We start from the raw sequence: 13,500 nt of genomic DNA on the forward strand, positions 1-13,500 counted from the left end.
CGGGCCGGCGGTGCCGGCACGGCTGCAGCGCCACCGCGGTAGCGTCCTCGCTCATGACGACTCCGTCCGTGGGCGACGACATCGCCGGCTACCGAATCGTGCAGAGGCTGCGGCCGAGTGCTGCCGGGGATCGCTATCTGGCCGACCACCCGCGGCTGCCCCGACGCGATGTCCTGACTGTGCCGCATCCCGGGTCGGATGAGGATGCCGACGCCCGCGCCCGATTCACTCGCGCGGTCGACATCGCCTCGTCGCTGCTGCATCCGCATATCGTCCCGGTCCACGATCGTGGCGACAGTGGCTGTGGCAGTGATGGGGACGGGATGCCGTGGGTGTCGACGGCGTACGTCGACGGCGGTGATGTCGGGACCCTCCTCGCCGAATCCGGAACGACGCTGTCGGCGGACACGGTGACCAAGATCGTCACGGCGGTCGCCGACGCCCTCGATCACGCGCACGCGCACGGCCTCGCGCACACCGACATCCGGGCCGGCGAGATACTGCTCGACGCGCACCACCGCCCCTACCTGACGGGCTTCGTCCTCGCCGATCCCGCCGAACTCGCCGACGATCAGACGCAGCTCGCCCGCACCGCGATCGACATGCTCGGGAGCGCGGTGGACTCGCAGATCGAAAGGGTGACCAGCCGTGCCTGCGCGGCCGACCCCGCCCGGCGTTACCCGTCGTGTCGTGACTTCGCCGCCGCGCTGCGAGCGGCACTGTGTGGCGCAGAGGACGGTGTGGCGAGCTCGCCAACCTTCGTCACGGCGACCGCCCCGCCCACGGTTGTCCCCGCGCCGCCCACCGTGGTGGCTGCTCCGCCGACCATGGTTGCCGCGGCGCCGACCATGGTTGCCGCGGCGCCGACCATGGTTGCTGTGCCACCGGTTGCTCCCATGCCCTACACCGCTGCGCCGCCGATGCCGGTCACCGGTGGCCCGATCCGATGGAGCGGCTATCCCGGAACCGTCGAGCAACTCCGCGGCGTGGCGTGCGGCGCCTACTTTGCCGTCACCACGTCGCAGGATCCCGTCGACCACCTGACGATGGCCGAAAGCGACCGCTCGATCCGCAAGATCGTCCGTCGGGCATGGGCGATCACCGACACCGCGTCGGCCATCGACACCACCGAACTACTGGCCCTCGGGCTGGTCACCGCCGACTACGACGCCGTCCTCGCGGGACTGACGCGCATGCAGCCGGGAGTGCCGCGGTCGGCGATGAGGTTCGACCCGGGGGCTGCCGACGCGATCACCGCCGCGAGTGGTGTGGATGCCGCACGAGCCCGGACCGTCGTGCAGACCGTCGCACTGTCGCACAACCTGCCGCAGCAGGTGCCGGTCAGCACCGCGGCGTGGGAACTCGGGCAGGCCGTCGAGTTGGTGCGGATGTGTCATCGCGCGGGACTGGTCGAGGAGATCTGGGCATGGGCGGCGATCGTCGACCTGGGCCGGCGCGCGCAGCAGCGCTACGCCGACTGGATGGCGTTTGCGCTCGGATTCGAGTGGGGTCGGGCGCTGGCCTCGGCCGAGGATGCCCGTGACCCTGCTGCCGCGGCCGACGAGTCCTGCGCCCGCACGCGTCCGGTGCTGAGCATGCTGCTCACCGATCCGAGCAGCCCCTGGACGCGGATACCGCTGCAGCAGTAGGCATTCCGACGCCCCCAAGGGATCGGCGCTACCGGAACACGATGCACGTCGTCGTGCCGTGTGCGACGAGCTTTCCGTCGGCGGCGAACACCTTGCCCTCGGCGGTCGCGGTGCGCCCGCCGACGTGGATGACGGTGCCGACGCCGGTCAGCTCGTCGGCGTCGAGGGCCACCGACCGGATGTAGTTCACCTTCAGTTCGAGGGTGGTGTAGCCGACGCCGGCGGGCAGGGTGGTGTGAACCGCGCAGCCCATCACCGAGTCGAGCAGGGTGGCGCAGATGCCGCCGTGCACGGTGCCGAGCGGATTGGCGAAGTCTGCCTTGGGGGTGACGGCGAAGTGCACCTCGCCCTCCTCGATGCGGACCGGCCGCATACCGAGCAACCGGCCGATGCTGGGCCGGTCGTCGTCGGGGGTCGACTGCCAGGCGCGCAGGAGTTCGAGCCCCGACATCGCGCTCGGGTCGGTGGCGGCGGATGTGTTCGTTGAGGTCGTCATGATTATGTATGGTTGCATAGAAGCACCGAATTATGAAGGCCTACATAGGAGTGATGCCCGATGGGTGACGAGGCCACCGACATCGTGACGACCAAGACCCGCTCACGCGGACCGCGTGAGCGCATGGTGGTGCACGCCGCCGATCTGATCGGTCGCGACGGTGTGGCGGCCACCTCGATCGGCGACGTCATCGCGGCCAGTTCGGCCCCACGCGGCTCGATCTATCACCACTTCCCGGGTGGCAAGACGCAGCTGATGACCGAGGCGGTGCGCTATGCAGGTGACTTCATCGCCACCCGCATCGGAGGTCAGCATCCGGGTTCGCCCGCCGAGGCCATCATCGGCATCGGCGACGTGTGGCGGCGGATGCTGGTCGCCACCGACTTCCAGTTCGGCTGCCCGGTGCTCGCCGGGGGTCTCGCCCGTCGGTCGGAGCCGTCCGTCGCCGACGAGGCCGACGAGATCTTCGGAAACTGGCTTCGGCTGATCGCGGCCCGACTGGTCTCCGAGGGGGTCGCCCCAGAGCGTGCGGATTCCTTGGCCAACCTGGTCGTCGCCGCCATCGAGGGGGCCGTCGGGCTGTGCCAGACGCAGCGCAGCGTGGCGCCACTCGATCAGGTCATCGGCGAGCTCGCACGCCTCTGCGACGACGCCGCCGCACACTGATCCCCGCCCGTCGGGCCCTCGGGGTCGCGCGGGCCCCGACCACCTCGGGCTCCCGATGTGAACGACGACATAGTAGGTTTTTCGTTCAAACATGTCGTGGGACACACATCTGCGGGAGGTGGTGGGGCGATGACACCGGTGTACCGAGATGTCCTCGGCTCCGACTTCGACCGTCTGCACCCCAACATCGCGTGGCGCTACAGCATCGACTCCACCTCGAATGTCGCCCAGATCGGGACCGGCATCCTCGAGTCGGTCTACATCACCCCGGCGCTGCCGCCACCGTTCTTCTGGTACTACGGCAAACGCAACGCGCTGCCCTCGAAGACGAGCCGGATGGTGCCGTTCAGCCAGGGACATTATTGCTACACCGACGAATTGGGTCGAGAGAATCTGGCCGTGCTGCGCAGCTTCGACTACACCTCGGGGACCCGCAAACTGAATTCGCTGCTCGTGGCCGGACGCACCGGCCTCGTCGACTATTTCGGCGACGGACCCGAACTGCTCTACCCGATCGAGCCGTCGGTGACCGCCGCCGGTGAACTGCTGCTGGAGAGCGGGCCGATGCGCTGGCTGGGCCGCGGCCCCAAGGTCGGGATGAAGGGCCTGTTCGGCGCCCAGATGAAGTACATCGAGGGATGGGACGAGGAACGTCAGCGGTTCCGGTGCGACGCCACCGTCCGCAACCCGGTGATCGGGGAGATCTTGCATTTCCGCGGCTGGTTCACCGCCACCGACATCGCCTGCAGCGTGCGCGACATCCCCGACGAGGCGTGGCCGCTGAACCTCGTCGACCGCGAGGTCTGACGGAGCCGCAGCCGGATCCGGCCCGCTCCGACGAGGTTCTCCTGCCGCGGCACTTCACCGCGCGGTACATTCTGCGCATGGCTGTCTCTGCGAGAACCGAGTTCGATGTCGCCGCACCCCCGTCGGTCGTGATGGAGGTGCTGATGGATGTGGAATCCCTGCCCGAATGGTCCGGTCCGCACAAGGCGGCCGCCATCGTCTCCGAACACGACGACGGCACGCCCGATCAGGTCACCATGACCGTCTCGGCCGCGGGCGTCAACGATGATCAGACCGTCTCCTATGCGTGGACCGACAACACCTGCTCCTGGAGTCTCATCGAGTCCAAGATGCTGGCCGAGCAACAGGGCAAGTACACGGTGACGCCGTCGGGCGACGGGTCGCACGTCGAGTTCGAGCTCGAGATCGACCTCAAGGTGAAGCTGCCCGGCATGCTCGTCAAACGTGGCCAGAAGACGGCTGTGGAGACAGCCAAGAAAGGTCTCACCGCGGAGTCGGAGCGCCGCGCAAAAGCCTGATTTCAGACGTCAAAACCCAATGGGGCCTGCCGATTTCGATCGGCAGGCCCCATTGGCGTCCGGGTGGTCCGGTGCGGGGCGACCCGTCCGCGGGCAATAGATGCCGTTCCGTGACCGAGTCGGTCGGGCGGGTGTCGGTGACGGGAGTACGCTGTGCTCAGTCTGACCATCTGGTCATCACTTCCGCCATCGCCAGATGGCTGTCCCAATACGGCGAGGAGGCCGATTCACGTTGCGTACTCACAGGTTTGCGGCACGGGCCCTGATTGTCGCCGTCGGCGGCGCAGGAGCGATCTGGGGTCTCGGCCTCGGTGGCGGTGGTGCCCAGGCGGTCACCTGCAACGCGACGAATGGCCATGAGGTGCAACAGATTCAGGGCACCAGCGGGTGCGGCGCGCGCGCCGGTGTGGGCAGCAGTGCCAGCGCGCAGGAGACCGGTGGGGGTACGGCGGTGGCCGTGTCCGACCGCGGCGGCAACGCCAATGCGATCAACCAGGCGCCCGGTTCGTCGGCGCTGGCGGGGGCCACCACCAACGGCACCTCCTACTCCATCACCACCGGACCCAAGGCGCTCTCGGTCGCCCAGGCCCGCGCCGGCGGGTACTCGGTCGCCATCGGCGGCTGGGGGGGCCAGGCCTACTCGGGTCAGCCCGGCGTCGGCTGCTCGGGCGGTTTCGCCGCGGCCGCCGACACCACCAGCGGCAAGGCGTGCCTGAAGTACGGCTCGATCGACCTGCACAACTGATTTTCACGGGTCCGACTCCTCAGGTCTGTCTGACTTCACAGATCTGAGGGTCTCCTCGTTCACCCCTTCGACACACGACGTTCGTGACCGCGGCATATCGTTGATCCGTGACCGAGTTACACGACCTGGAAACCCTGGGCCCCGACTTCAGCAAGCTCAACGGGCGCGAAGCGCTGCAGAGCCTCGTCGATCTACACGACACCACCCAGTTCGAGGTGAATGACGACGATGACGACGATCCGGTGCTGCTGACGCTGCCCGAGCGCAACGTCGTCGACACCTGGCGTGAGGATTACCCGTACGAGGAGCGGATGAGTCGCCGCGAGTACGAGGTGACCAAGCGCAGGCTGCAGATCGAACTGCTGAAACTACAGAAATGGTCCAAGCAGACCGGCCAGCGTCACCTGCTGGTGTTCGAGGGCCGCGACGCCGCGGGCAAGGGCGGGACGATCAAGCGGTTCAACGAGCATCTCAATCCCCGCGGCGCCCGGGTCGTCGCGCTGGAGAAGCCCTCGGAACGCGAGTCCACCGAGTGGTACTTCCAGCGGTACGTGCAGCATCTGCCCGCGGGCGGCGAGATGGTCTTCTTCGACCGCTCCTGGTACAACCGTGCCGGCGTCGAGCGTGTGATGGGTTTCTGCACCCCCGAGCAGTACGACCAGTTCATGGATCAGGTCCCGGCGTTCGAGAAGATGCTCGTCGACGACGGCATCAACCTGGTGAAGTTCTGGTTCTCGGTGAGCCCGCTCGAACAGCGCACCCGCTTCGCGATCCGGCAGATCGACCCGGTCCGCCAATGGAAGCTGTCCCCGATGGACCTCGCGTCGCTCGACAAGTGGGATGCCTACGGTGCGGCCAAGGAGGCGATGTTCGCCAAGACCGACACCGACATCGCGCCCTGGACGGTGGTGAAGAGCAACGACAAGAAGCGCGCGCGGATCAACGCGATGCGCCACGTGCTCAGCCTGTTCGACTACAAGGGCAAGAACGACGAGCTCGTCGGCACCCCCGATCCGCTGATCGTCGGCCGGGCCCGGGTCATCGCCGACGAGTGAGCGAGTCTCGGCAGGTACCCTCGTGCCGGTGCGAACGTTTCTCAGTGCGCTGCTGACCCTTATCGCGATGGTGGCCATCGTCGTCGCCCTGCCGTCGATGTGGGCTGCCGAGCGGGTGGTCGATGCCGACGGTTTCGCCGACGTCGCCGCACCGCTCGCGCACGACCCGCAGGTGCAGGCGTTCATCGCCGACGAGATCACCGAGCAGGTGTCCTCCCGGGTCAATGTGCCCGGAGCGTCGACGCTGATCGAACCGTTCGCGAAGCGCTACACGCAGGGACAGGACTTCCCCGCCGACTTCGCCGATCTCGTCCGACAGCAGCATTCCTGGCTCTTCGATCCCGCGCCCGCGGGCGGCTCCCAGGAGATGCAACTCGACATCACCGCGATGGTAAACCGGGCGCTCAAGAGCGCCAACCTGCCGTTCGTGACCTCGGTGCCGGGCAAGATCGAGGTGCCGATGGCCGAGGGCAGCGGGCTCGATGCCGGCCGGTATCACAAAGTCGGACAACAGATCACGACGATCGGATACGTCGCGACCGCGGTCGCGGTGATCGCCGGCCTGCTCGCCCTGCTCGTCGCCCGACGACGCGGGACGGTGCTGATCGCGCTCGGTCTGGGTGGGTTGCTGGCGGCCTTGCTGAGCTGGCTGGCGGCTCTGAATGCGACGACGCTGGTCAACCGCCAGTTCGTCAATCACTCCACCGGCAACGCCCTGACCCGAGCGGCCACCGACGCCCTGGCCAACGACCTCACCTGGTGGGCGACGGTGGGTGCGATCGCCGGGGCGATCGGGATCGTGCTCGGCATCGTCGTGCGGCTCATCGCGCGCTGAGTGTGTCCCGGTCCCCGGCGCGGGCGTCGCTCGACCGGCACACTGATCACCGGGGCTGACGAGTGGGAGACGAGGTGGACCGACTGACGAGCGCCGGCGCGTGGATCTGGGATCGAATCCGTTCCGCTCCCGTGACCTGTGTGTGGCTCGTGATCCTGCTGATGACGACCATCCTGCAGCACTCGATGTCGCCGAGGCATCTCAACCACGTGCTCGGTCATCAGTCGACCAACATCGTCAATCTGCAGAAGGATCCGTTCCAGGTTCTCCTCGCGAGCCTGTTCTGGCTCGACGGTTCGTACTGGTTTCCGTATCTGATCCTCTTCTGCATCTTCCTGATCCCGGCCGAACGATGGCTCGGCACCGCACGTTTCGTCGTGGTCGGTCTCAGCGCACATGTCGTCGCCACCTATGCCAGTGAGGGATTGCTGCGGCGTGCCATTGCATCTGGTGATGCGAGTGCGGACCTGGTACGCATCCACGACGTCGGCGTCAGTTACTTTCTGGCGGCGGTCGCGGCGGTGCTGGCTTATCACATCGCCCGCCCGTGGCGGTGGGTGTACATCGCCGGTTGCGTGGTGATCTACGTCGTCCCGCTTCTCTCGCACATCACCGTCACCAACATCGGGCATGCGTGTTCGGCCCTGATCGGATTCGCCTGGTACCCGCTCACACGCGGCCTCGCCGGGCAGCAGTGGGATCCGATGGTCGTCGTCCGGGCGATTCGGCGGCATCTCGGTTCCCGGCGCCGGTCACAGTGCAGCGAGTAGCCACTGAAGGTCCGGGGCGTAGACGTCACCGGGTCCGCCGAGGCAGCTCACGACGCGGGTCGTGACGCGGGCACCCTTCGCACGATAGGTCGCCGCGGCGCGTGCGAGGTCATCGACGGGCGTCACCGACACCGGCGAGAGGTTCGAGTCGCACCGCGTCAGCCGCAACCGCGCGGTCGGGGTGGGCGAGGTGGGGGTGGCCAGCGCGGCCGCGTCGAAGGCGCGCCGGAAGTCGGGGTCGGCCCACGGGGAATGACCCGGCCGGAACAATGCCGGCAGCGGTACGTACGACAGGGTGAGATAGGTCGGGACCGCGCACGCGTGCCGGAAGGCGTCGGCGATCCTCTTGCCGACTGCGGTGAGTTTGTCGTCGATCCGCATCTCCGGGTGCCCGGTCTCCAGACCCAGCAGATCGGCGACCGCGAATCCGGCTCCCACCGTGCCGCTGTTCCGGCGGATGAAGTTACGGTGATCGGGCACCATCTGACCGATCATGATCGCCGGGATGTGCAGTTCGGGCGCATAGGTTCCGGCCTGCTCGGCGGCCACCGCGGCCGCGCCGCTCCCGCCGCCGGACGGACCGTAGATACCGATCGGCGACGACGCGGTCAACCCGGCCGCGGGCACCGAGCGGGCCGCGCGGCTCGCGTCGAGCAACGCGTGCCCGTCGAAGCGGGGCAGCAGCGTCGGGGTGGGCGACGGACCACCGTCGTCGGCGAGATCGGCGACGACGACGGTGTGGCCGGCACGCAGCGCTGTCGATGCCGAGTCGACCGGGCCCATACCGCGAACCTGATCGATCACCGAGTTGCGTGACATCGACGAGGTGGGCCGGCAATAGGAGCCCATGCTTTCGTCGGCCACACCCATGCCGATCAATGCGCGCATGCCGTGCGGTGGAGTTGCCGTCGGGACGAACAGTGACGCGCTCGCCGCGGTCCGGTCGCCGAGTGGCCCGGTCGTCACGTACAGCATCCGGAACCCGCGCACACCGGGCACTGTGCGTTCCACCGCCGGCGCAGCCATCGGTTCGATCCGCAGGATCTCGCCGAGACGGGCGTCGGCGCCCGGCGGTGTGTGAGCGTAGAACGGATCGGGATCGGCGACGACCGACCTCATCGCGGCATCGGCGATCGCGTTCAGATCGAGCGGTGAATCCGGCCGTGCCGCCGCATATCCGGCGTTCAGCGCGACGGTGGTCATCGTGACGGTGGTCATCGCGACGGTGGTCATCGTGACGGCGACGAGTATTGCACGCAGGCGGCATCGCGCCGCAACGCGCCAGGTCGAGAACTTCAGCACACCATCCCCCGATTGAGTGCCCGGGGACGTCCGGCACGGTCGCCCCCGACGGGCCGACGCCACCAGCAGGGGCGGTGTCGGCATGACCGCGCAGACCTTACGGCACGCGGCGGGCTCGTGGTCGGTGGTGGTGAGCGAACGCACACCGCCCGGGCACGGTCGATGTGCGCGTGCGGCGAGCGGTGTGCGTCAGGTGGTGCGGGGGAAGGGCAAGCGCTACTTGCGGCCGGCCTTCCAGTTCAGTCCCCAGCCGTAGGCCTCGTCGACCTTGGACTGGGAGCCGCGGATGTAGCGCACCTCGCGATTGACGACGAGTTCGCCGCCGCGGTTCTCCAGTAGTGCGATCGCGCACGAGATGGCGCCCTGATCGGCTTCGTCGAGGCGTACCTCGATCTGCGGTCCGCTCGCCGGGAACAGGGTCACCACGCCGTTGGCGCTCGCCCAGTTGGGGGTGCCCTCGTAGATGTAGGCGAAGATCAGCACGCGACGGATCTGATTGGACGCCGACAGGTCGATGTACATGTTCTCGCCGCCGGTGTTCGATCCGGAGCGGTCGTCGCCGTCGAGCCAGATGATCGGCCGTCCCTGGTACGGCGCCTGGAACGAGTTGCCGAGGGCCTGCACGATGCCCTTGCTGCCGTCGGTGAACTCCCAGAGGCAGGCGAGGTCGAGGTCGACGCCGGTGGCGCGCTTGAACAGTCCGCCCTTGGAGCCGGCGGTCCAGTTGAGGTTCACCCGGACCTGACCGGTCGCCGAACCCTGCTTGGTCAGCGACACGCTCGGCGCGGACTTGGTGAGCGTCACCTTCGACAACGACACCGGCGGCTGAGCTGGAGCCTGGTTCGGGTAACCCTGCGGCGGTTGCTGATACGGCTGTGCCTGTGGAGTCGGCTGTGGCTGTGGGGCCGGCGGCGTCTTCGGTCGCTTGGTGTAGTCGATTCCCATGGCAGGTGATTCCCCTCTGAATCTGGTGGTCGAGGTCGGTGATGTCCGATTCGGCGAATTCAGCCTAGCGAATCACGGGCGTGGGTTGGTGTTCGTCGCCGGCAGGGCCGCGCGCGCCCGGGGGCCGAAGGCGGCGGCGACGGTCAGCGCGCCGCTGCCGTCGCGCCGGCACGCCGCCACCGCGATGTGCCCGGGACGTGCGATGGAACCGGGGATCGCGAACCCGCCGTCGATGGCGTAGCGGGTGTTGGTGATCTTCTTCGCCCACGCCGCCGGGTCGGTCGGCGACTGCGGAGGTGCATCCGCCCGAATGACGACGAGGGCCTCGGTGACGCCGTCGGGCCACGCGAAGATCACCCGGTCCCCGTCGACGCGGACGTCGGTGACGGCGGGCAGATCATCGGTCGGTGGCGTGGTGGGAGCCGTGGGTGTTGTGGGTGCAGGAGCCGGGGGTCGGGGCGGGGGCGGCGGGTTACCGGAGATCGCGACGTCGGAGTGCACGCCCGCGCGGGTTGCGGTGACCTCGTAGGTGGGCAATGGGGTTGCGGTGCCGACGCCACCGTCGTCGAGTGCGGTCTCCGAGGTGCGGCCGACCACCTGCCTGCGGCCGTTCGGCTCGACGCGGGTGACCCGATAGCTCACCCCCGCGGTGGGTGAGGGTTCCCAGCTCACCCGCACGGTGCCGTCGACCGCCTCGGCCCGAACCTGCGACGGCGCTGCGGGGGGCGGCTCCGCTGACGCTGCCGGAGGCGGCCCTGGTGCCGGGGCCGGTTCGGGTGGCGGGTCGGTGGCGTCCAGGGTTCGCTGGGCCTCGTCGGCGACCGCATCGATCTGACGGAGTGCGGTGGGGTCGTCGCCGGCGGCTGCGCGCGCCTGTGCACATCGCCGCCGGGCCTCCTCTGGGCGGCCCTTGCGTAAAGCCTGTCGGGCCGAGCGCAATTCGCGCTGCCAGTCGACTGCTGCCGGGGTGTGCGGCGTCGGAGCCGGTGCGGCCGGTGCGGGGGCCGGGGCGGGGGCCGGCTCCTCGACGGCGCCGCCGTACTCGGCCGCGATCGTGGCGATCAGCCGGCGCGCGTCGCGGGTGCCGAGACCGAGTCCACGCGCCTCGTCGAGCATGAACTGGTGATCGTCGGGGTGCAGGCGATCCTCGACGAGGATCGCCGCCCGGATACGGGGCCGCAGATGTTCGGTGACCCGGTCGGTGACCGAGGCGAGGTACGCGACGGTGACCTCGACGGGTCCGAGCAGGATCTCCGCGATGTCGATGAGGAGCTCGTCGACGATGGCGCGCATGCGGCCGGCGGGTAGTTCCCGTGCGCGGTGGCGCATTCCGTCGACGCGCAGCCGGATCTCGCCGCGGTCGGCGGCGTTGTCGGTGGTGAGATCGAGTACCGCGAGCAGTGTGTGGGCAGGCGGTCCGCTGCGGCGGCGGCTGAACTCGGTGAGCAGCTCGGTGATCTGGGAGAGTTTGTGGGCCGACAGCGTTTGCGGCGCGGCAGGAGTGGAAGCCGTTGCCCCGGAGGGGGTATCGGACACTACGCGGTGTCTGCGCAGTCGGGTCGCGACCTCGTCGGTACTGAGTCCACCCATCGCCCCGATCTCGTCGAGACCGGCGCGCTTTCCCTCCGGGATGCCGCCATAACGGGCGACGAGGCGTTCGATCGCGCTGTCCAACAACTGATATCGCTGCTCATCGAGCTCGGTGCGGCGCGCCTGCACGGACCGGGCCAGCGTCACGCGGCGAACCGACTCACGTAGCGGTGCACTGCGGTCGCCGTGTTCGGCGACCAAATGCTCCACGAGCATCCGGTACTTGGGGTGATCGCGTTGTTTCTGCCAGAACGCCCACACCTCGTCGATCCGGGCGGCCACCTCGGGGTCGGAGAGGGTGGCGGCCTCGGCGATCGGGATGTCGTACAGCTCGAAGGGGTCGGATTCCTCGACGCCGCCGCGGCGTTCCACCGCGGCGAGGACGCGTTTGCGGTAGTCGTTGCCGACGAAGGGTTCCACGGCGCTCAGACGTCCCGGCGTCGACTGCGGTGGACCTGGTCGAGTTCCCGCGCGACCTCCGACTGGGACAGCGTCGCACCGGTTTTCGCGGTGAGGGTCAGCGGTATGTCCGCCTCGACATGATGGGCTCTGACGTGCAGCACGCCGTCGAATCCCATCTCGAAGGTGACCCGCACCTCGCTGTTCTCGTCGTGGCCGGGCGGGATGTCCTCGATGGCGCCCTCGATCAGCATCTTCGCGTCGCGCGGTGAGGGCGAGGCCTCCTGCCCGAGTTGTTCGACCACGGTCAGCTCGATGCGCCGCTGGTCGGCGCGCACCGTCCCGAAGGAGCGCTGGACGCGGATCGGCAAGGGCTGGTTGCGATGCACCAGCCAGGTGACCTCGAGTTCGCCGTTGCGACCGCTGACCGCGAGTACCCCGAAGCCGCGAGAAACCACGGTGTCGACGCTGATCTGGAGCATTCGACGGACTCCGGCGACCGGTATCGCGAACGCCGCGGCCACCCGGGCGGCGGCCTCGTCGACATCGGCCGGCGCGGCGTCGACGAGCGTCGCACCGGGCGCCAATCGACCTCGGGTGATCAGGTCGGCGGTGACCAGACGCTCGATCTCGAGTTTCTCCCCGTAGATCGCCGCACCACGCGCGACCGCCAGATCCGGATCGCGCAGTTCGGGGGTGATCCCGAGCCGCGCCGTGATCTCGCGTGTCACCGCAGGCATCCGGGACGAGCCGCCGACCAGCAACACCCGATCCACCTGTGCCACCCCGCGTCGGCGGGCGCCGGCCACACACGAGTCGGTGAGATCGAGGGTGCGTGCGAGGAGTCCGGCGGTGAGTTCCTCGAGTTCGGTGCGGGTCACGGTCAGTACCGACCGCACGCCGTCGTGCGAGACGATCACCGATGTCGAGTTTGATTCGCTGAGTTCGTGTTTCGCACGTTCGGCGGCCATGATCAGGGCCTGCGAACCGGCCGAGTCGTCGAGGGGATCCTCGGCGTCGGGGTGCTCCTCGCAGAACTTCCGCGACAGGTGCAGGGCGAGTCGCTCGTCCCAGTCGGCGCCGCCGAGCTGATGGTCGCCGTCGACGGCAAGCACCGAGATGCGCCGGTCGGCGAGTTCGATCACCGTGGCGTCGAAGGTGCCGCCGCCGAGGTCGTAGACGAGGACCGTCTCGTCGGGTGTGGCCGTGGCGACGGTGTCGGTCAACCGGCTGAATCCGTAGGACAGCGCCGCCGCGATCGGCTCCGACAACACCCCGGCGACGTCGAGTCCGGCGTAGGTACCCGCCTGGATGGTGGCGCGGCGTTCCTCGTCGCCGAAGTAGGCGGGCACGGTGATCACCGCGCGCTCCACCTTCTCGCCGGCGAATTCGGCGTTGGAGACCAACGATTTCAGGATGAGCGCCGAGATCGCCGGGGCCGACCAGCTCCGGCCGTGGGCGACGAACCGCCAATCTGCTTCACCCATACGACGTTTGACGAGCGCGCACACGTTGTCGGGGTCCAGTCGTGCCTGCCTGCGGGCACCTTCGCCGACGACGTGGTCGTGCGCCGACGGCAACAGCACGACCGACGGTGTCGTCGGCGCACCATTCCAGTCGCCGATCACCTCGGGCCGTCCGTCGCGGTCGATCGCCGCGATCGCCGAATTCGTCGTGCCCAGATCGATGCCGAATACGCCCACGGTCGGGGATCGTAACAGCG

At 68.5% G+C, this 13,500-nt stretch carries 13 protein-coding genes; 8 read left to right on the forward strand and 5 right to left on the reverse strand.

The features are described 5' to 3' along the window. The first annotated feature begins 53 nt into the window (after nt 1–53). Nucleotides 54–1,649, forward strand: a complete 1,596-nt coding sequence (locus GOPIP_RS24285) for a serine/threonine-protein kinase (protein ID WP_081482560.1) — start codon at nt 54–56, stop codon at nt 1,647–1,649. A 28-nt stretch (nt 1,650–1,677) separates the two neighbouring features. Here GOPIP_RS24285 and GOPIP_RS24290 read toward each other — a convergent pair whose 3' ends face one another. Further along, entirely contained in the window at nt 1,678–2,163 is a 486-nt protein-coding gene (locus GOPIP_RS24290) for a PaaI family thioesterase (RefSeq protein ID WP_014358902.1), read from the reverse strand. A 42-nt stretch (nt 2,164–2,205) separates the two neighbouring features. Between GOPIP_RS24290 and GOPIP_RS24295 the strand changes: the two genes are divergently transcribed. From GOPIP_RS24295 to GOPIP_RS24325, 7 genes are all read left to right on the forward strand, one after another. Beyond that, nucleotides 2,206–2,811, forward strand: coding sequence for a TetR/AcrR family transcriptional regulator (locus tag GOPIP_RS24295; RefSeq protein ID WP_006372502.1), 606 nt, complete (start codon nt 2,206–2,208; stop codon nt 2,809–2,811). 129 nt (nt 2,812–2,940) lie between these two features. Next, nucleotides 2,941–3,618 (forward strand): DUF4166 domain-containing protein, encoded by a 678-nt coding sequence (locus GOPIP_RS24300; protein WP_006372503.1) that lies wholly within the window; start codon nt 2,941–2,943, stop codon nt 3,616–3,618. Nucleotides 3,619–3,695: 77 nt separating this feature from the next. Further along, nucleotides 3,696–4,136 carry an SRPBCC family protein gene (locus GOPIP_RS24305; RefSeq protein ID WP_014358903.1) on the forward strand — a complete coding sequence of 147 codons (441 nt, stop codon included), beginning with the start codon at nt 3,696–3,698 and terminating at the stop codon, nt 4,134–4,136. Between the two features lie 232 nt (nt 4,137–4,368). Then, nucleotides 4,369–4,881 (forward strand): DUF6764 family protein, encoded by a 513-nt coding sequence (locus tag GOPIP_RS24310; protein ID WP_006372505.1) that lies wholly within the window; start codon nt 4,369–4,371, stop codon nt 4,879–4,881. Between the two features lie 107 nt (nt 4,882–4,988). After that, entirely contained in the window at nt 4,989–5,936 is a 948-nt protein-coding gene (gene ppk2, locus GOPIP_RS24315; RefSeq protein WP_006372506.1) for a polyphosphate kinase 2, read from the forward strand. A gap of 28 nt (nt 5,937–5,964) precedes the next feature. Then, nucleotides 5,965–6,771 carry a hypothetical protein gene (locus GOPIP_RS24320; RefSeq protein WP_244421212.1) on the forward strand — a complete coding sequence of 269 codons (807 nt, stop codon included), beginning with the start codon at nt 5,965–5,967 and terminating at the stop codon, nt 6,769–6,771. A gap of 74 nt (nt 6,772–6,845) precedes the next feature. Beyond that, nucleotides 6,846–7,541, forward strand: coding sequence for a rhomboid-like protein (locus tag GOPIP_RS24325; protein WP_006372508.1), 696 nt, complete (start codon nt 6,846–6,848; stop codon nt 7,539–7,541). Here the strand turns inward: GOPIP_RS24325 and GOPIP_RS24330 are convergent. The 4 genes from GOPIP_RS24330 to GOPIP_RS24345 all read right to left on the reverse strand — a co-directional run bounded on the left by GOPIP_RS24330 (nt 7,524) and on the right by GOPIP_RS24345 (nt 13,480). Further along, the gene (locus tag GOPIP_RS24330) at nt 7,524–8,843 is read right to left on the reverse strand and encodes a lipase family protein (protein ID WP_006372509.1); all 1,320 of its coding nucleotides are present in this window, start codon (nt 8,841–8,843) and stop codon (nt 7,524–7,526) included. The genes GOPIP_RS24325 and GOPIP_RS24330 overlap by 18 nt on opposite strands. 216 nt (nt 8,844–9,059) lie before the next feature. Beyond that, on the reverse strand, nt 9,060–9,788 hold the full coding sequence (locus GOPIP_RS24335; RefSeq protein ID WP_006372510.1) for a TerD family protein: 729 nt from the start codon (nt 9,786–9,788) through the stop codon (nt 9,060–9,062). A gap of 72 nt (nt 9,789–9,860) precedes the next feature. Beyond that, nucleotides 9,861–11,798, reverse strand: a complete 1,938-nt coding sequence (locus tag GOPIP_RS24340) for a hypothetical protein (RefSeq protein ID WP_006372511.1) — start codon at nt 11,796–11,798, stop codon at nt 9,861–9,863. 5 nt (nt 11,799–11,803) lie between these two features. Next, nucleotides 11,804–13,480 (reverse strand): Hsp70 family protein, encoded by a 1,677-nt coding sequence (locus GOPIP_RS24345; RefSeq protein WP_006372512.1) that lies wholly within the window; start codon nt 13,478–13,480, stop codon nt 11,804–11,806. Between the last annotated feature and the right edge of the window lie 20 nt (nt 13,481–13,500).

Source organism: Gordonia polyisoprenivorans NBRC 16320 = JCM 10675 (assembly GCF_000241325.1).
Classification (GTDB): domain Bacteria; phylum Actinomycetota; class Actinomycetes; order Mycobacteriales; family Mycobacteriaceae; genus Gordonia; species Gordonia polyisoprenivorans.